The 20,640-nt window shown below is 31.3% G+C and carries 4 protein-coding genes; 2 read left to right on the top strand and 2 right to left on the bottom strand.

The features are described from left to right. The coding region (locus IM807_RS03360; protein ID WP_196363143.1) for a hypothetical protein at window positions 1–439 on the top strand (439 nt) is incomplete at its 5' end. 278 nt (window positions 440–717) lie between these two features. Beyond that, window positions 718–10,122 (top strand): hypothetical protein, encoded by a 9,405-nt coding sequence (locus tag IM807_RS03355; protein WP_196363142.1) that lies wholly within the window; start codon window positions 718–720, stop codon window positions 10,120–10,122. Window positions 10,123–10,551: 429 nt separating this feature from the next. Here the strand turns inward: IM807_RS03355 and IM807_RS03350 are convergent, their stop codons facing one another. Next, the gene (locus IM807_RS03350) at window positions 10,552–16,005 is read right to left on the bottom strand and encodes a P97 family adhesin (RefSeq protein WP_196363141.1); all 5,454 of its coding nucleotides are present in this window, start codon (window positions 16,003–16,005) and stop codon (window positions 10,552–10,554) included. Window positions 16,006–16,188: 183 nt separating this feature from the next. After that, window positions 16,189–20,388 (bottom strand): P110/LppT family adhesin N-terminal domain, encoded by a 4,200-nt coding sequence (locus tag IM807_RS04440; RefSeq protein WP_196363140.1) that lies wholly within the window; start codon window positions 20,386–20,388, stop codon window positions 16,189–16,191. Window positions 20,389–20,640: the final 252 nt, after the last annotated feature.

Genomic DNA, 20,640 nt, shown 5'->3' with positions numbered 1-20,640 from the left:
TAAAAACTTTGATGAAAAGCAAAAAAAATTCTTTACACAAGCAACAAGTGCCCAAATTGAGTCAATTAACATTGACAAAGTTGCAGAAAATTTTGCCCGTGTAAGCATCATGTTAGATTCAGTTGATGATTTTATTAAAGACAAAATCGCTACATTATATTTTAAAGTTGCTGGTTCAAGCAACCTAATTAAATCACAGGCCCAAGCCTTTAAAATCAATGATAACAAATTAGTACTAACTTGAGACTTAATTAACCTGGAAGCAGGTACTAATTATGTAATTAATTCAATTGGAATTGCTGATTCCAAAGCAGAATATGTGAATAAATTATACTTGAATTTTGGACCTAACATCAGCGCCAATAAACTTAATTGAACAACTTTGCCAGCTGTTCATCAATTAATTACACCCAAAAATCAGATACTTCAATTAATTTAAACATTGCAATTAAAACATCAATAAAACTCTAAAAAAAGCAAAAATTACTTATCTTGAATTAAAACCAGGCCGGGCAAACAAAAACAGTTGATGCTGAAATCCAAAATAATTCAATTATTGCCAATCTTGAAGTAAGCAACCTCCAAAAAGGTCAAGATTACCTAATCAAATCAATCGAAATTGATGATTATGCATCATCAAAAGGTGATTCTGATATTCTAAAAGTCTCAAAATCAATTACACAAGCGCAAAAAATCTTTGGTGTGCACGCGCCTTTAGTGTTAAATAAAATTGAAAATATTAAAGAAGAACAAACAAAAGCACAAATTAAAGTTACTTTTAGTCCGCAAACATACAACAAAATCGGTAATAACAAAGTTGTTTTATATTACACTCTTGCAGGAACTTCCAAACTTTTATCAGTTTCAACTGATAAAACAAGTCAATCAGGTCAATCAGGTCAATCAGGTCAATCAGGTCAATCAGGTCAATCAGGTCAATCAGGTCAATCAGGTCAATCAGGTCAATCAGATAATTCATTAACTTTTTCAATTGATAATCTTGAAATTGGTTCTAAATACAACATAAATTCTGTGGTAATTCAGCAACAATTTGATTCAAATGACCCAAATGAAACTGAAAAAATTACTTCAGAAAGAAATATTTTATTTGGCGATCCAGGCGATCCTTCAAATAAATTTGATGAAAAACAAGCGCACTTTTACACCACAAGCGCAATTATTGAACTAGGTTACGATAATTCCTATGAGCAAAGAGTGATTGCAACTTTTATTCTTGCTGATGCAAAAGGTGAATACAATGGCAAAACTGCAAGATTAACTTATAAATTAATTAAGAAAAATAATTCTGATAATGAAGCACAAAGTGCTCAGGAAAAGCAAGGAACAATTGAAGCTCCTGTTGTTGGATCACGAATCCGCTTTGATATCACAAACTTATACAAACAAGGAATTTACCAAATTGATGAAAAATCCTTGGAAATCATTGATAAAAATCAACAACCTGTGGCGACAACTCAATTTAGATCACGAACACGTCGTGATCTAAATTCAACTAATTTCCAAAATGTTCAGAATCAAAAAATAACTATTCCTTTCAAGGATAAATTGCTTGATCAAGAAGACAAAAAACAATTTGAAACTGTTCCAAAAACAGCAAATGTTACTGCTCTAAAATTACTAGAAAGAACAAAAAACACAGCAAAATTCGCAGTTAATTTTGAAAAAGAATTCAAAATTAACAACAAAACTAATAGTGAAAAACTTGATGATTTCTTAAACAAACATAAATTAAAAGTTCGCTATAAAAAATACAATGGCGATGATGTTATTCGCGAAGAGGTAGTTCAAGCAACAAAGAATGTTGAAACTCAAAAAGTTGAATTTGAACTAACACAACTTGAAAATGGACAGCAATATGTTATTCTTGGTTTTGAACATGTTCTTGATACTGAAACTAACGGTTTAAAACAAAAAGTTGATATTTATCTTGATGAACTTGATTTTTACAAAGACCAAATAATTGCAACTTCACCTGTTGTTAAAAATATCGAAATTGACACCTCAGTGGAAACAGTAGCGAAAGTAAAGTTGGTGCTAAAAGATCAAGGAAGATACACTGTTGGTAAAAAGGTTACTGTTGAAATTGAAAAACAACCTGATAGTGAACAAAAAAATCAACAAACTGAAACAATACAGGAAATCACTAAACTTGAGCAAGTAAGTTTGAACGGAATTTATGAGTTTACATTTACAAATTTAGCCAAGGCCCGAAAATACAAAATTAAAACAGTTAAATTTGAAAAAAATCCTGCAACACACAATAATCTTTTGCCAATAATTTTTTCAACTCGTTTCAAAAGAAGTCTTGATCCGGTTTTTGTCAATGTTCAAAGTCAAATTCAAGAAACTGAAGAGGAAATTGATGTCCTTGAAACTTCAGCAACGACTTTAGAACAGGCAAAATCTTTTGTTACAACAGCACAAACTGGAAAAATAACAAAAATCGATATTGAAAGTATTCAAACTTCAAGTTTAACTTTAAAATTAACTTTTGATAAAATTGACAATTATTTAACCTCAAAAGAAATAACTTTAAATTATAAAAATTTATCAAATGAAAGCTTGTTTAATACAAGTGAAGCAACAATTGATGCAGAATCGAAAACTGTAAGTTTTCAGTTAGATGGTCTAAATCCAGGCGACAAATATATAATTGAATCCTTGGTTTTAAAAGGCAAAACAACAAATATTAGAAATAATCTAGGTCTTGTTAAGGATAAATTTACATTTATTTTTGACAAATCACCAAAAACTGAAGCTGGTTTTGAAAAACAATTTTTCTCACCAACGCCAAATCTTCAAGCAATCAAAACAACTTCAACTTCTGAAACTTCAGCAAGAATTGTTGTAAAAATAAATGATAAAGCTGCAAATTGAAACAATAAGTATTTGAAAATTAAGCTTGAACAAAAAAATAGTTCATCTGGTCAAAACCAAAACACTTTTTATGAGGCACAAATTGCTAATGGGATTGCCATTTTTGAAATAAATGGACTACAAAAAGCAGGAAATTATGAAATCAAGGAAATGAAAGTAATAAGTCAAACTCAAAAAGTTCAGACTCAGAATGAAAATGAAGTTGCAGGATTTGAACAACAACCACAAACAAACTTGATTCAAAAGGAATTTACTCTTGATGCAGAATCTGCGACAATTGTTGATGTCTCCTATAAATCTGATAATAATAGCGCAAATGTTACAATTAAATTTGATCCTTCAGAAACTTTTTTAACAAGTCAAACAAACACACAAATTAAAAGACAGTTAAAATTTTATTTCCAAAATTCACAAACAGGTCAAATTATCACTGCTCAAAAAGAGTTTTCACCTTCAAGATCAAGAAGAAATACGCAATTAACTTCAGCGCAGCCACAATTGACTTTAGATATCAGCAATCAAGCGCTAACTCCAGGAAGTTTATATATGCTTACAAAGGTTGAAGATATAACTTCTCAGGTCGAAAATGCACCTAAAAGACTAAAAACTTTTAAATTTGCTGATCAATCACAAACAAGTAATAATCAGCAAACAAGTGTGCCAGAAGTTATTAATAAACTCTATTTTGCAACCAAACCAGAAATAATTTCCTATTCAATTAATAAGGTGACTGAAACCAAATATGTGGCTAATTTCACTATCAAGGATCCACTTGCCGGACGAAAAGATAATCAGGGCGGGTTTGAAAACCGTAGTGTTAAAATAAAACTTAAAAAAATAACTAGTGGAAATGGTGAAACCACTGCTGAAATTGTTGAAAAAGAAGCAACTGCAAAAAATTCAAAAATTAGTTTTGAATTAGAAAATCTTGAAAAAAATGCTACTTATGAGTTAGAAACCGTTACCTGGTCAAGCGAAAATGATCAAACTGTTAAGGAAAGCACCCAAAAAACTGATTTTGACTTTGCGGTTAAACTTCAAGATTTGTCAACAAACACCAAAATTGAAGGATCTATTGACGGAAATGGGGAGAAAGAATTTGGTCAAAGTTTTATTATCAAACCCGATTCAGCTAAGATCATCAGGATTGAAAAGCATGATAAAAAAGATAATTCAGCAAGCATTGATGTTATTTTTGATCCAAAAGACAAATATTTAGGTCACAATGATTTTAAAGATAAATTAAAATTAGTTTATTATAAAATTGGTGATCACAAAGAATTTGAAAAAAATTTAAGTTTTGTTTCTATATCTGACACTGAAATCAAATTTAGCGCTAGTTTAACAAGCCTTGAAGGCGGAAGCGGCTATCAAATTATCAAAATTAAAAATGAAGCAGCTGCTTCAGCTCGACGTCGAAGACAAGCAACACAACCAGTGTCACCAATTAACTTTTATTTTGATGAAGCAAAAGTTCATGAAGAAAACAAAAAATTTGCTACTTTGCCAATTGTTAATTCAATTCTACAGTTTAGAAATGAAAAAAACCCCGAAAATTACGATTTTCTTTTAACCTTAAAAGACGTTGGTGAAGTTTTTAAAAACAAAAAAACCATTAAGGCAAAAATTAAATATAAAAAAGTAGCCGATGGTAAAGATGCAAAAGAAACTATTCAAGAAGTTGAGGCTGTGCTAACAGGGCCTTCAACTTCAGCGCAAGCCCTTGGTTCTGACAAAACCTCTCCTGAAGATGATCTAAACCAAAACACAACATTTAAATTCACGCTGACTGATCTTGAACCTTTTGCCCAGTATTATATAACTAAAATTGCCTATGATGCAAATAATAATGTGGATCAAGTCTTTAGTAAACCAGATTTTTCAAACTCAGAAAATGAGGGTCTATTTAAATATTCTACTGAAGCCAATGAAAAAAGGGCATTTTTAACATACCCTGCAAAAGTTGAAGTAAAATCTGTTGAAATCAAACCAGATTTTAGTCAGAACCAGGCAAAATTAACAATTAAATTTGATGAAAAGTACAAAGCCTTCTTAGAAAAATATAATAAACTAAAAGTTAATTATGTCAATCCCAAAGGTTTGGGACAAACTGTCGAACTTGATAAAAATAATTTTAATTCAACTTTACAAACTGGACAACAAGAACCTAGTGTTGAAGTAACAATAAACAACATTAGTGAACCAGGTAAATATGTTGTTGACTCACTTGAATTTGCTGATGAAAAATCACAAACACCTTTATTCAAAAATCTTGACCTTCCGCCAGTTAAAATTGATGAATCAGTTACTATTGCCAAAAGAAGTTTTTATACAAATACTAAAATAGTTGCAATTAGAAAAAAACACATTGCAGAAACATCCGCTGTCATTGAATTAGTAATTGATGATCCAAATGGTTCATTTGTTGGTAAAAAAGTAAAAGGAACATTTACTCATTCAACAAGTTCTAATATAGAAAAAGAAGAAACAATTATTGCTGATGAAAACGGAAAAACATCAAAAGTTGTATTTAAATTAGATAGTTTATCAAAAAATACTGAATATACTATTTCAAAATTAGTTTTTGGTCAAGACACTAAAAGTCCAGGAACTAATCCAGATGCAACCCAGTTTCAAACTGAACAAGATATTAGTTTTGATGATGAAAAAATCAAAGAAGCGCAAAGCAGTTCTAATTCTGCAACAGCTGAAGAAATTAAAAAATTCCAAACCACCTTTGAAACTGCAAAAGCTTTGGGGATCACTTATCAGTTAGATAATTCAACAACAACAACACCAAAACCTTGGTCAAAAGCCAAAGTTAAAGTTTTCTTTGCCAAAGATGATAAACCTTTACAAGAAAAACAAACTAAATTAAAATTAAAATATAAATCTTCAAAACAAGGGATTTCAAAGGAAACAGACACTGCAGTTGATGCTAAATTAGTAGCTAGTGACACTACATCTCCCCAAACTAATTGAAACAACGTCCAACCTAATGGAGCAACTTATTATTATGAATTTGAACTTGATAATTTGGATGCAGGTGCAAAACACACAATAATTGGTCTTGAAGACGAAAAACAACAAGTTAAAATTATTGTTCCTGATCCAAGTGCGGCAGTTCCAGTAACAGTTGCTGCTCAAGCTGCATCACCAGCACCTTCATTTAGTTTTAATACAGCACCATTAATAACCAAGATGACCTATATTCCTTCGGAAACATCAATTAAATTAATTCTTACTGTTGAAAATTCTCAAAAATTAGATTTTTCTAATCACAAGGCAACTATTAAATATAAAAAATTGGATAATAATTCAAATAGTTACGGATGACGAGATCCGGATGATAAAAAAAGTGAAGCAGCTAATCAAAAAGAAGCAGACACAGTTACAGTAAAAGTGGAGCAAAATCAGCAAGCTAACTTACGTTCAAATGAAGAAAACTACGGAATAACACGTTTAGAATTTGATCTTACAGATCTTGAAAAAGGTTCTTGATATTTAATTGATGAAATTAGTTTAACCCCAAAAAATGGTGGGTCTGCAACCCCTTTAAGTCTTTATCTTGATAAGGAAAAAATTGAACCAAGTGACAAAAAAACAACAACTACTGAATCAGAAAAATGGCAAACAATTGTAAATACAACAATTGAAACCACAAAAATTACAACCGCAACAACTTCAACAACTGCTAGTGCAAATATTAATGTTAATGGACAAACAAAAAACACCCCTGAATTAACTTCTGGTTACTTTAAAATTAGTCTTGATCCTGGTGATCTAAATTTCCTAAAAGATAAATACAATATCCAATTAGAACTTGAATCAGTAGAGAAAAAATTATTTTATACTGAGAAAAAGGATATAACTACTTCAGGAGCTTCAGGAGCTTCAGGAGCTTCAGGAGCTTCAGGAACACAACAAGCTGAAATCGTCCTTGAAGCCAAAGGTTTAATCCCTGGAGATAAATATACAATTAAAGATTATATTTTTACACTTAAAGAAGGTGTTCAAAATAATTTTGCTGTGCGTTTGCCACAAAGATTAACAGTCACACCACCAACAAATAAAAGTACTATTGAATTAAAAACAGCAAATGCTGTCAAAGCAATTCAGTATGAAGCAGTTTCAGAAGGTCAAACCGATGTTACTGTTGAATTTTACAATAATAATGGTGAACTAAATAATCAGCAAATAGAGCTAAAAGCTAAACTTAATGAAACTTTTGGAAACAAATATATACCTTCAAGCTGGAGTAGTTCAAAAAATGTAAAAGCTGAAGCCCAACTAACAGCAGCTTCACAAGGCGTTTCAACTGTTAAATTTTCAGTAAATAAAGATCTTAAAAAAGCAAAGCAATATATAATTGAAGAAATTAAAAACAAACAGTCGCAACAAAAAATCGAATTTGACACCCCAATTAAAAATGAAAATGCACTTCAACGAAAATTTTATTCAAAAGCTGAAAATGCAAAATTAGTTGAAACGCAAATATCCAATGTGACAACTGATTCTGCTGAAATTAAATTAGTATTTGACAAAGATGATGCTTTCCTAAAAGATGATGATGTTACTTTGTATTTGCAAAAATCTGATAATTCCCAATCAATTGGAGCAACAGCGACTATCCAACAACAACAACAAGATAAACTCGAAGCTAGTTTCAATTTTAGAAATGTTCTTGAACCAGGGCGAAAATACACAATTAAAGCGCTGACTTCCAAAACTGTTGATCTAAAAATTGATGAAAAATCAAAAGTAAAAAATCCTAATCTGACTTCTGGATGGAAAACTGCTGCTAAACTCCGCAAAAAACGTGCTGCTGCTGCTAGTGCAACTGTCACCCTTGATTTTATTACACAGCCACTTATTAGTAATATTGAAGCAAAAAATATTGAAGATGATTCAGCAACAATCAAACTAGAAGGATGGACAAAAGACCTGAATGATGCAGGTTTAACACCTAAACTTTCTAGTTCTAGTTCTAGTTCTAGCAACAAGGAAGGTCAAAAAGAATCAAATTCTTGTCAAGGCCCATCTGACAATTGCCTTGAATTTAAATTTAATAGTCTTGAGCAATACACTGAATACAAAGATTTAACTTTGAAAATTAGCAAAGGGACAACACAAAGTGTTAACTCGCCTTCAGAAGATCTTACAGTAGCATTTGCCCCAGAAATTCAATCAGGGGCAAAACAATCTTTGCGTAAGTTTCGGACAACAGCAAAAAAATTAAATCTTGCTACTTCTGGTAACCCCGTAACATTAACACCAATTTCAACAACAAGTGTAAATATTGAAATTGAATTAAAAGATGAAAAGCAAGCCCAATCAATTGCTGATGTTCCTTTTGTACTAAAATATAAAAAGATTTTTCCAACTGTTTTTGCTGAAAGTATTGAAAATACTTCACTTCCTGTTTTAATAAATACAAAAACCAAAAAATTAACTTTTAATATTTCAAATCTTGATCCGGGTGCTATTTATGAAGTAACTAGTGCTGAGCCTCTTGATAGTGCAGTTAAAGAAAATCATAAAATAAGTGGTCTTAAACCAACTGAAGAATTACTTAAATTTCTTAAAGATGTTGAAGGATTACCTATTAATAAAAGTAGTCCTGATAAAATCTATTTTGCTCCTTTGAACATTCCAGTAAAACTTGAAAGTGGATGGTCACATCCAATCAGATATGATTATTATGAAGGTGAACAAATTTACATTAAATTCAACAAGGAAGCAGCAACAGCAATTAATATTGACTGGTTAAAAAATAACCTGAAATTAGAATTAATTCCTCATCATAGCTATAGTAGTAGTATTATTAGTGATAATACTCCAGATTTTCAAAGTGAAGCTACTCAGGGTTATTCACCTTTGCGAGTTGAACGTGAAATCACTAAATTCAAGCGCTATCTTACCATTTCTGATTTAAAATGGGATCCTGAAACTGTAACAGCAAGTTTAAAAATACAACCCACAAATTTAAAATCCATAATTGGGGCACAAGTTAAAATAACAATTAAAAATGTAAATAATTACCATCTTGATCCAACAAAAGAACGCTCAACTTCACAATCAGGTTCACAACAACAACAACAACAATCAATTACATTTAGATTAACAAGTCAAGCCGCAATTGTAACGCCAATAAATGTTGATTATATGAACCCAGGACTTATGGGATTTACTTATGCAATTTATGATCCAAACGGGTTGATTCAACCAACTGGAAAAGAATATAATCCTTTTGGTGAATTTCCACACTTAACCCCTTATAAGGAACAAGATTGGCTAAAAGTAATTGTTAATAACGGGGAGGATAAAAGTGATATTAATAAAGGTTTAAATAAACCCGATAATCAGACCATTACTGGTCGAGCCTGGACACAGTCATTACAAACTGTAAAAATTCCAGGCCCACCAGTTGCAGTTAGAACAAAAACTAATCTTGAAAAGAGTATTAAATACTTAACTCTTTATTGAAGAATTAATTCAAATACGGGTGGTTTTCGTGTGCCAAAATCACTTGAAGGTGAAAAACTTTGGTACCCAGCAGGCGGAATCATTAATTTACCAATTTCCTTGCAATTTAAAACAAAATCACAGGATTCAAATGAAAATCTTTATTCTTTTATTGCCAAGTCACCTTATGGAACCCCTGGCTTTATTATGCCTTATTCAAGGTCGCAAGATCCACATGATGCAGATTCTATTGTTAGAGATGGGACAAGATATGGTGAATGAATCCGCAGGGGTGACGAACAACTGATCCCCCGTATTATTAAATTTGAAAAAAATGTCTCAAAAGTATTTTGGTCAGCTCCTTCTTATGCAGAATGAACAACAAATGATCGCGTTTTAAATTCAATTTTTTTTCTAAATAGAGCACTTCCAAGGTTAGAAAGTGGCAATAGTAATTGAATTATTAGAACTGGTCAAGATGGAACTTATGGAACAAGATACAATGGTTACACTTGAAAAGTTGTTTACATTAATAATAAGAGTAAGGATGAAAAATATCCTAATATAATGGTAAAAGATGCGTCTTGAGATTATTGGTATCAAAGACAACCAATAAATGATTTTTCAAACCAAAATGGCAAATCTTCTTGAATTGTTTCAATGTCAAATACGGCGGGATCACCGATTCTTTATGATCCAATTAACTATTATGAAATGTTAGGACCATTTAAGGTCCCTGAACTTCCAGAAGGTGATTAATTTATTGTCATATTACCCCCATCTTAAATCAATATAAAAAATTAGACATCTTTTTTAACATCTTCTTTTTTAAAAAAATTTTAATTAATTAACTCATATAAAACTTGGAGTTTTATATGATAAACTACTTTGAAGTCTTGAGTTGTTATATCATTCAATAAATGAATTTTTTTGATAAGCAACGGTTGTATTTTTGAAATTTTGATCATAATATTAATTAATTCTCGTTGCAAAATTGCTGTTTTAGCCCTTCAGATTCAGCAATTTTGATATATTTAATTTTCTGTTCAACTGTGAATTTATGACACAACAAGAAAGGTGTGTCTGAAATTAATATACTAATTTATAAAAACAAAGACACCAAGAAAGGTGTCTTTGTTTTTATAATATATCTATTTATTTTTATTAATTTTTAATTTAAGAATTAAATTAGGATAATTCATCTAGTTTTTTAATGTTGATTTCTTTAAAAACATTTTGGAAAGCATTATTTGTTAACTTAAAGTCTTTTCAATTACCAAGTTGACCATAATTTGTATTACCTTTATTACGATAATCAGGTAGTTCACCTGTATTAATAATTGGAACCCATTCATAAACATTTTTATCAGCTTGATATTTGGTAAGACCAATAAAACGAATATTTGTTTTGAAAAAATGTTTTGGAATTGTTGTTTCGAAAACATACCAACCTTTTGATTCTTTTGTATCAGATTCTGGATCTTCAGCTTCTGCTTTCAACAATGCTAATTGACCATGTTCATTTTCAAAAGCCATTCAGTAATCTTTGTAATCAAAATCATAAGTATGAAGTGGTGATGGAGGGTTTGTTGTTACAACAAATTTTCTTGACTCTGGTTTGAAAGTTGACTTAAGAAGTTGCATACGCAAACCGCCAATAACAATGTAGATTGTTGTTTTGTTGCTGCTGCTGCCACTATTAAGTAATTGTCGAGTTTCGTGGTCGACAAGACTTTGATTGTGAGTAGTAGTAGTAGTAGTAGTATCTGGTTTTGCAGCACTTTTATAACCCTTTATTACTCAACCCTCAACTTTATTAATAGTTGATCCATTAAGGTTGCTTCACCAATTTCGCATGTGTGGACGTAGTAATTTGAAATTAGCTGCTACTTCATTTTTGTAGAAGAATTCAAGGTTTTCAAGATCTAATTGAATTGTTTGTGGTAACAATTTAATTTTTTCATCACCATATCACAAATTTAAATATGAAGTTCCTCAACTAGCTGCATTTGTTTTTAATTTTCTATAAACTGTTTTAGTTCCGTTTTTTTCTGTTGGTGAAAGTTTACTATGTAAACCAAGGATAAAATCACTTGCAGAATAATAAGTAACTTTTGCTGGTCGATTTAAGGTAAGATTAAAAGATTCTTTAAATTTAAGTTCTTGTTGATTAGGGTTTACTGTAATTCAACCTCTTTTTTCCTTTTCAATACCTAATAAATTAGGAGTTTGTTCTGATGAATCAGGTTTGAAAAAATCAAATTGTGCTAAATTTATTTCATCTGAATCACCAGTTGCAAGGTAACTTAATTCACTATTTGGATCATATATTTTAATTGACAAAGCAGTTTGACTCTCAATAGGTTCAGGTTTTTTTGGTGGTTGTTTTGTAGGATCCTTGCCAATATATAATATATCACCATTTGTGGTTATTTTATTTAACTGTTTAGGTATTTTAAACTCAAGATCAGTGTTAGGAATCAATGACTTCCATGGTGCTTGGATTGCGCCTTCAACAATAATTTTTGGTTTTAATTCAAAAATTTCTTTGTTATTCTTTTCATCTTTTTTGCTAACTAACGACAAGTTATTAACTGCATCAGAGTCTATAAAGGAATTAAATGTTGCTAATACTGCTGATCGATAAGGGGAAAGTGAAGTTGATACAATTGGTGCATCCAAAGATACTGCCATTGGTGCATTAATTAATCTTTTTAAATTAATTGTTTTTAAATCAAAAGTTAAAGTTTTTTCATCAACTTGTTTTAGATTTTCAATTGTTACTTCTTTGCTAGAATTTAAAGCAGTATTAAGTGACAAATTAATTGGCAATTCACCTGGTTTAGTGACAAAAAGGGTAGTTTTGTTTGAGTCATTAGAATCACTAGGAGATTTTTCATCATTTCCAGCTTTTTGTGCAACTAATCTAAACAATCTTGGAGCAATTGTAATTGGTACACTTGTTAGTCAATCTGAAGGTAATTTACCATCTTTGTCTTTTTGAGGAATATTTTCTTTAAATTTTAAAGTAATTGTTGTTGTAGCAGCATAAGGATTATTAGGATCATAAGTTTTTGCTCACTTTGTATCACTTACTTGAACATGTTGTGCAAGTTCTGGCACAGGTGCCAGTTGGGAACGCACAAAAATAGTTGCATAGTAATCCGAAATCACTTCTTGGGATTTACCATTTTCTGTGATTGTTTTCGACAATTTTAGTGTAATTTTGAGACGACCATCTTCAGTTGTTTCAAAATTATAAACTTCAATTTTAACATTTGGGTCAAATTGATCAAAATATTTAACTAAATCTTGGCCTAATAAAGATGATAGTTTTTCTTTGATTTGACCTTCAAGTTTTTGTTGTTCTGGTGATTTTGTTGGTTTTCCAGCTTCTTTATTTTCTTTATCTTGGAACAAAGTAACAGAAAAGTAAGGTGAAGGATCAATATCACTAAAAGTAGAAACTTTTACCGGGATAGCAGTAACATTTGTAGTATTATTTTCAGCTTCAAGACTAACATTTAGTTTATTTGTATTTGGACTTGAAAGTGTTTCAACTGGCGGTTTGTCATTTCTTCAGTTTTGTTCGTCTTCATCAACAAGATTGTTTTCCTTTTCATCTTGTTTTGGGCGGAATTTAGCCGCTAAATTGTTTGCTAAAATAGAAAGATGACCAAATTTTTCTTTTGTAATTGTAAATGAACGTAAGTTCAATGGTGTATCTTGGATTACCTGATTTAAACTATCAATTGCTTCAACTGCTGCTTTTGAACGTCCAGAAGTTTGTAAGTAAATTGTTCTTGAAGATGATTTGACAACATCAACAACAAATTTTCCTGTACTGTCATTAAAACCAATTGCATAGTGAAATTTAAGGGGGATAACATTATCATTTGGATCATCATCTTGAACATCTTCAAAGATAACTGAAACCTTTGCACCTGAATCTTGATATTCACTTCAATTATCTGTAATTGCTGCTTGTGAATAAAAAGCAAGCACTAAATCTTGAAGTGTTTCAAGTGGTTTAAATTTGTCTTTAGTGAAAGGTGAAGAATAAAAATTCAATTCTTTAGAACTAGTTTGATTTTCAAATTCTGAACCTCAATATTGTCAAAAAAGTGGCCGTTTTACAACTGTAAGTGCTTTTTGATAATCATTAAAGATTTCTGTGGCAACCTTGTCCTTGTTATCAATAGCGTTATTACGAACTAATGTTTTTCAAAGTTCATAAGGTAATTTTTCTAAATAATCACCAGCTTTAAGAGAATTATTAATTTTATCAACTTCAAGTTTTTTAAGAATTGGTTGATATCAAAGTTCAGTTGATGTATTTTGTTGTGTTGTTTCAGTTGTTGTTTTAATGTTTGCTGGCAAGAACAAAGGGAGACCAAATTTTGGACTATTTTCAGTGCTAACATAATAATTATTGATGTCAAAAATCTTCATTTTGTAAGCAAAATCAGGATTTTTACTATCATCGGCAATATAATCTTCAACAGTTCTTTTGCCATCAAAAGGAGTTTTGATTATAACATTTTTAAGATCAGCAAGTGAAGGGTTTTGTGGTAAATTTTCAATATTTTCTAACTGAAGACCCATTTTTTGGGCTAATTTTACCAATTGGAAAACTGCATCTCTTGGTGAAAGTGACAATAAGTAACGGAAATAAGCAAAAAGCGAAGCTTTATTAGGGAAAAGAGTAGTTGATGCTGAAAAAATGTGCCCATAAACAACTGGATCATTTGTGTCAACTTCAAATTTAGCAGAATCAACTTGCGCCATTGTTGGCGCGCTTGATTTTTTTTCAAATAAACGTGATTTGACTTTAAAATCAACGTTGTAAGTAGTTGGATCACTAATTAATTCAGCAAGTTGATCATATTTTTTATCTTTAATTAAATTCTTAACTACTTCAGCTGACAAGGCATGCTTTATTCCAGAAGATGATGTAAATGGGTTTAGTTTACTTGAACCAATGGCAACTTGGTCTTTGGCAGCTTTTTCTCACTGAATCAAAGATTCTTGAGAAATTTCACTATTGCCATCTTGACTGCTAAGATTTGTGGTTGGCCCTGAAGCTTCGACTTTAAGTGCTTCTTGGCGTTGTTTTTTAGCATCTTCAAGATCTTGTTTGATCTCAGGATAAAGTGTTTCCAAGGCTTGATCAATGTTAATATCACGGAAATTATCAAGTTTGAAACTAACAATTTTTTCAAAAAGTGGTTTAGATTCTTTATAAGAATCACCTAAAACAGTTGATCTCAGGGTAATTTTAATTGGTAATTGCACAAAAAGTTTTTTTGAAAAAGAATTTTGTTTAATTTTTGCTTCTGATACCAAAAATTCATAATCTAAGTGATTACGCAAGTCTTTGAAAAGTTGATCGTATTTTCCAAAGGAAAATGTGAGTCCACGAGTTAAAGTTGCATCAACAACTTGCTTAACTGCATACTGGTTACCAACTAATTCCTGCAATTGTTTATAAAAATTAAAAGCATCATAACTATAAAGAGAAAATTTTGGAAATGAAGATTTACCTTGATTAAAAGCATCACGTTGTATCAATGAAAGCAAAGAAGGAACCAATGGTTTAATTTCAGCGCCATCTAAATTCGTGCTACTTGTGTAATAATCAGCAGCATCAAGCAAATTAACATCAATTTCGTTTGTTAAGTCGCTAAGATCAGCGAAAAGTGATTTAGCATCAGCAGTTTTTGGTTTTAAATCAAGGGCAATTATTGTAAAATTATCTTTGTTTTTGTATTTAGTAGGCAAAGTAAATTTGGCTTGCTCATTAAATTCAGCTTTTAAATAAACTCGAACAAAGTTTTCTTCTTTAAATAAAGTAGCAAATTCATTAGCATTTGTTGGATTTTTTACAAAACTAAACTGAAAAGGTTCTTCTAAATCATCTTTGGCAAAACTAAATCCGGTTGCTTGCAAACGAATATTGGCTTTGAGCTTGTCAATGTCAAAAAATTTCTTTAGGTAATCAACAAATTGTTGAGTTTCGCCAAAACTATTTACTTTTTCAACAAAGTCACTTGCTCTTGTGAGTCCAAGCGGTTTTACTGATGTAGCAGAAAAATGGCTTAGCGAATTGGGAACTAAGCCATTTTTAAAATTGGTTTCAACAATGTCACTATATTGTGCCAAGGCCGATCTAGGAGCATCAATTGGTGAAAGATAAACAAATTTACTTGGTGATTGGGCAACTTGACCATCTTTTAAAACTTCTTTAATATAAAAAGAAAGACGAAAACGTTGAGTTTCATCATCTGCTTCAAATTTTTGGATTACTAATTGGTAATTTGTGGGTAAATGAAAGACAGTGTGCCCATTGTTTGTTAAAAAATCAAATTTATTAGCAAAATTAGCAAAATCAGGACTGCCAACACTGTAAGTTTTCCCATTTAACAAAGCTTTTTTAACTGTTTGATAATCGTCAGTAAAATGGGCAACTGATGGTTTAAAAGCAACACCATCAATTTGTTGAAGGTGTGAAACTACGCCTTGAACCGGATTTGAACCTCGATAGCGTGCTTGTAAATTAACACCAACAACAGAGCCAAAAATAGCGGCACCAACAACTGTAGCAATTGTTCCCCCAATTAATAATGATTTCTTATTTTTCATAAAATCTCCAATATTTTTTTGCTTTAAATTTTAACTTTTTAACAATTTATTTTAAATTTAAACAAAATTAATAAATTTTTACCTTAATTAAAGCAAATATAACTTTATTTAATTTTATTAAATTATACAATAAAAATTTATTTTTTTTCCTATTTTTAAGCAATAAAAATAGGAAAAAAGGCTTTACTTATTCCATTTAAAGTATTGTTTCATAAATACTTTTCGTAATTCAACTCGAGATTTTTCATCACGCGCTAAGTTTTCATCTTTGAAAACAGCAAGAGCTTTAAAAGTAATTCCATTTTCTGGTCGTGTCGTTAATCCTGATTGCTGTCCTGTTTTTTCTGCAGTTTCATAACTGCCATCGCTATCAAAATCAATTAATTTATCACCAATTTGACCATAATCAAAACCACGGCCAAATAGAGCACCAACTGGTGTTGAAGGATTAATATTTAATTTGTGATCATTGAAAACTGATTTGAATGTTGAAGTTCAAATTGGTTTTTGTGCTGCAGCTGAGTCAGGAATAATTGTAAATTTAACCGTGTCCTCAGTAATTACAACTTCTAAAAGCCAAGTTTTCCCTAGATAATTTTCCAAAGATTCATTATTTTTTTGTGGCTGTTGAATAAATTCAAGTTGATCTGGGTATTTTTTTATAAATTGTTTAATATTTTCATTATCAGATAGCCAGGTTTGCAAGAATTTTTCAGAACCATTAGGGAAAGTTAATTTATTTTTATCGCTTTTGCTTGACCCTAAACTATGAAGGTTGAGATTCAATTTGGATTTATCAGCATCAGAAATATTATTAAAAAATCTTTCAACAAATTGCTTGTTAAGTTTGAAAAAATCTTTAGTATTTTGATCAGTAGTTGCTGGTTTTTCAACACTATAATCAAAAAGGGATTTTCTTGCAACAAAACTTCAAGGTCGATTTGTAATTTCTGGATTATACTGATCATTTTTATCATTTGAATCATGGATAGCAACAAAGCCTTTGTTGATTCCTCCAATAAAATTACCACTCCCACCTGATTTATCAATTACATCATCTGGACCTGCTTGCAAAGAAGCAACACCTTTCCCATTTCAAACTAATAACAAATTATTATTAGTAACGGTTTCGGTTTCGGTTATTGAATTATAAATACCTTGATTTTGTTTGATCTCTGTTGGATACTGTTTTATCAACATCAAACTTGATGATCCAAAGTTTGAATTCGCTACATTCCGGCCAGGTGATGATAACAACTTATAAGGAGCAAATGAAAGTTGTTCACCTCGAAGCACTGCTTCTGGCGTGAAAACAAAGTATAGAACACCTTTTCTTAAGGTTGTCAAAGAAGTTCTTTTTTTATCATTAATTGGCCCTAATGGTGTTGTCAAATCAGAACCTGCTTTTTGATAATCAAAGGTCAAAGGTGAATGTACAGCAATTCCGTTTTGATTTAAAACATTTGCTTTATTATTAGTGGTGGTGGTTTTTTGACTTTCATTATTAACAACATAAGAAAATCCTGAATCATTTAATGATCTTAATCCTTGTGCTTGATTTTTATTATATTTAATTCCACTGCGCCCGTCCACAAAAACATCAGGTGAAAAAGCTAATGATTTTTTAAAGGCATAATTATCAACACCAACTCCACGTAATTTAAACGGAATTGAAGCAATTGGTTCATTTTTACTATCCAAAACTTGGAAAACAAAATTATAACTTAAATTTTCAGGATCATATTCACCTTTAATTGCTAATTTTTGTCCTGATTCAACTTTATAAGTTGCAAATTTATCAAGATATTTAATTAAATAGTCACCAAATGGCAACATCTTCGGTTGGTCAGCTGGCTTCGCTGGAGCGGGAGCTGCTGGAGATTCTTGGAAAAGTTGCGCTGAAACTGGTTGCGTGCTAGCAGTTGAAGTTGTTGTTGATCTGCTTGTCCCTGCTGATCCAGCTCCACTGGTTGAAGGAGGAGTTGAGCTCTTTTTTTCTTCTTCAGTTTTTTTCTCTTTGTCTTCCTTCTTTATTTCTTTTTTTGGTTCAGGCGGTAAAACAACTTGCTCGGCGATACCATTTAAAGCTGATTTAAGGTAATTTTGGGCATCAGTTTTCGCTGATCCTGACAATTGAAGATAATTTTCTAGATTTGCTTTTTTAAAGATTTGTTCAATATCACTTACAAACCAAGGTTTTTCACCTTGATTTGTAAGTGCAGTTTCATGATCATTCCCTAGTAATTTTGTTAGTTCTTGTTGCGCTTTAGGACCTAAAGCATTGATAGTAATAGGGAAAGATCAACCAGAATATTCAACTGTTGAGAAAACTGTTGGTGATTCAATTGGTGTAAACCATGCCAATGATGGATCTTTAACAAGTGGATGTTCTTTTTTTTCAAGATTTCCAGCACCAAAATCATAAACTTTTTGGTGCTTAGTATCAATATCCAAATACTGAATATTTTTTGGATTAATTTGTAATCTTAAATCAGTTTTTGGGTAAATTTCAATATTAACTGGCAAGTCCGCAGGGCTTTTTTGTGCTGATTCTGAATATTTAGCAACTGAAAAATTAAAATCATAGCCATCTAAATTAAATTTATTAGTGTTGGCAATTTTAAACCAAAATTTAAAGTTTGATGGTGATAAAATATTTCCCGATCCATCTTTTGGATGAGAACTTGAATCACTCGCACTATAAATTTCTCTGTAGGGTTTAATTAATTCTTCAATTTTTTTCTCAAACTCTATACTTGTTTTGTAGAATAATTCTTTGCCAGGCGCAGCTAAAGGAACGCCAGATGGTAAAGCTTTTTTGGGAAAGAGTTCAGAAAAAAATGTAATTGTAGCTGGAGTGTTGTCAGAAAGCAATGTTTCAGCCGGAATTTTTAAAGTAGGATCATCTTTATCTACTTCAGGTTTTGGTTCAACAATTTTAACTGGTTCTTTTGATAAACGGTTTAAAATTTCTTTCTTGAAATTAGCAAAACTAAGCATTTTTTTCAAGTTTTGTTCTTTAGTGTTAGGGTCAGAATTAGCTACATCAGTATACGCTGCTCTGTAATCCTGATACAATTTTCAAATTTTCTGATCAAAATCAACGTTTGCAATTGTTGCAATCTTAAAGTTAGGGTTTTTTTGTAAATAAGTAACAACTTTTGGCAACAAACTAAAGTAAGAAAGTTGATTTTTTAAAACTTTTTCAGTAATTTTATTTTTTAGTTCAATTAGTGAAGTAAATCCGCTAACGTTTAAATCAAGATTCTTTTCTTTTTGATTTTTATCAACTAGTTTTAGGCTAATTGTTGCTGTTCCATTTTGATCATCATAACCAATTTTGACAAAAGATTTTTTTGAAGCTACTGGCAAAAGTGAATAATTATCAGAAATTAAACTTTGTAGACCGGAAGTAGAAACTAATTTTAAACTTCCAAATTCTTTAAGTGTTTTTGTAAAAGCTTCTTTGAGTTTTGAAGATTCAATTGTTGGCAAAACCACCTCAGGCTCTTTTGGTGTCGCTTCTGGTGCTGGCGCTGCTGGTGCAGGATCTGCTGGCGCTGGTGCTGGTGTTGCTGGCGCTACTGAAGAACCTGAACCACCTGAACCACCAGTTGATGTTCCACCTCCAGATCCCCCGCTTGCTTGACCATTTTCACCTGCTTGGGTGATTGTCCCAGCGTCTTTAAAAGCACTAACATTTACTCTTTCAGCAACTGCTTGGGGTGCAACAAAAGACTCAGGGGCTAACCCTCTTAAATTATTAATAAGTTGATCTTGGAACTTAATCGCAAAAGCGGAAGGTAAAATTGCTCCGGTTGGGAAATTTCTTTTGAGAAAATTGGTGTCGTAATTTATTTCGAAAGTGGAATTTTTGTCAACAAAATTATCTTTTAATGCCTGATTGTCGCTAGCTGCAAAGCCAGAAAGATTAAGATTAAAGGCGCGATTTGCAACTTGCTCTTTGTTTTTTTTATCAAAAACAAAAACCACTAAATTGTTAATGGAAGTACCGGAAACAGCGGTTTTTTCATTAACTTGAACGTTAAAGAAAAGATTAGCAAATTTGCTATCTAACTTACTAAAATCAACTGCATCTGATAGTTTAAAGGCATACAAAGGGTTTTTGTGCAAATCAAAAGCTTGAGTTGCTGAAATTGTACTTCATTCTTTTTTTAGACTAAAACTACTAATTGCGTTTGCCAAATCAGTTTCACTTGCAACGGGATTTAGGGCGCTTTCGGATTTATCATTGTCAAATTGCTTTAGATAAGACGATCTAAGCGCCGCCTTTTGGACACCAATTCCCGCCCCAGCAGTGACTCCAATGAAGGTCAGACCGGCAAGGAGAATTAGTACTTTATTTCGAATTTGTTTGTTCATATTTGTTGTGGAATTATCCCTTTCGAGGTTTATAATTACATTATTATACAATAAATTGGAAAAAATAGCAAAATTTTTGTTACTTGGTTGGTTTTTAGTGCTGAACTGGGTTTTTGGGAAAGGATTTTTTTTTTTTTTTTGGAAAAAGTGTGTTTCCTCCACTCGGGACCTTTGATTTCAGTGCTAAAAAATTTCTTTGAAAAAAATTTCTTTGAAAAAATAAATTTTTGTATTATAATTTTTATCGAATTG

This window comes from Mycoplasma sp. 'Moose RK' (assembly GCF_015708155.1).
In the GTDB taxonomy this organism is placed as follows: Bacteria; Bacillota_I; Bacilli_A; order Mycoplasmatales; family Metamycoplasmataceae; genus Mesomycoplasma.
Note: the sequence above shows the minus strand (reverse complement) of the source record. Positions and strands in the feature narration are given on the sequence as shown.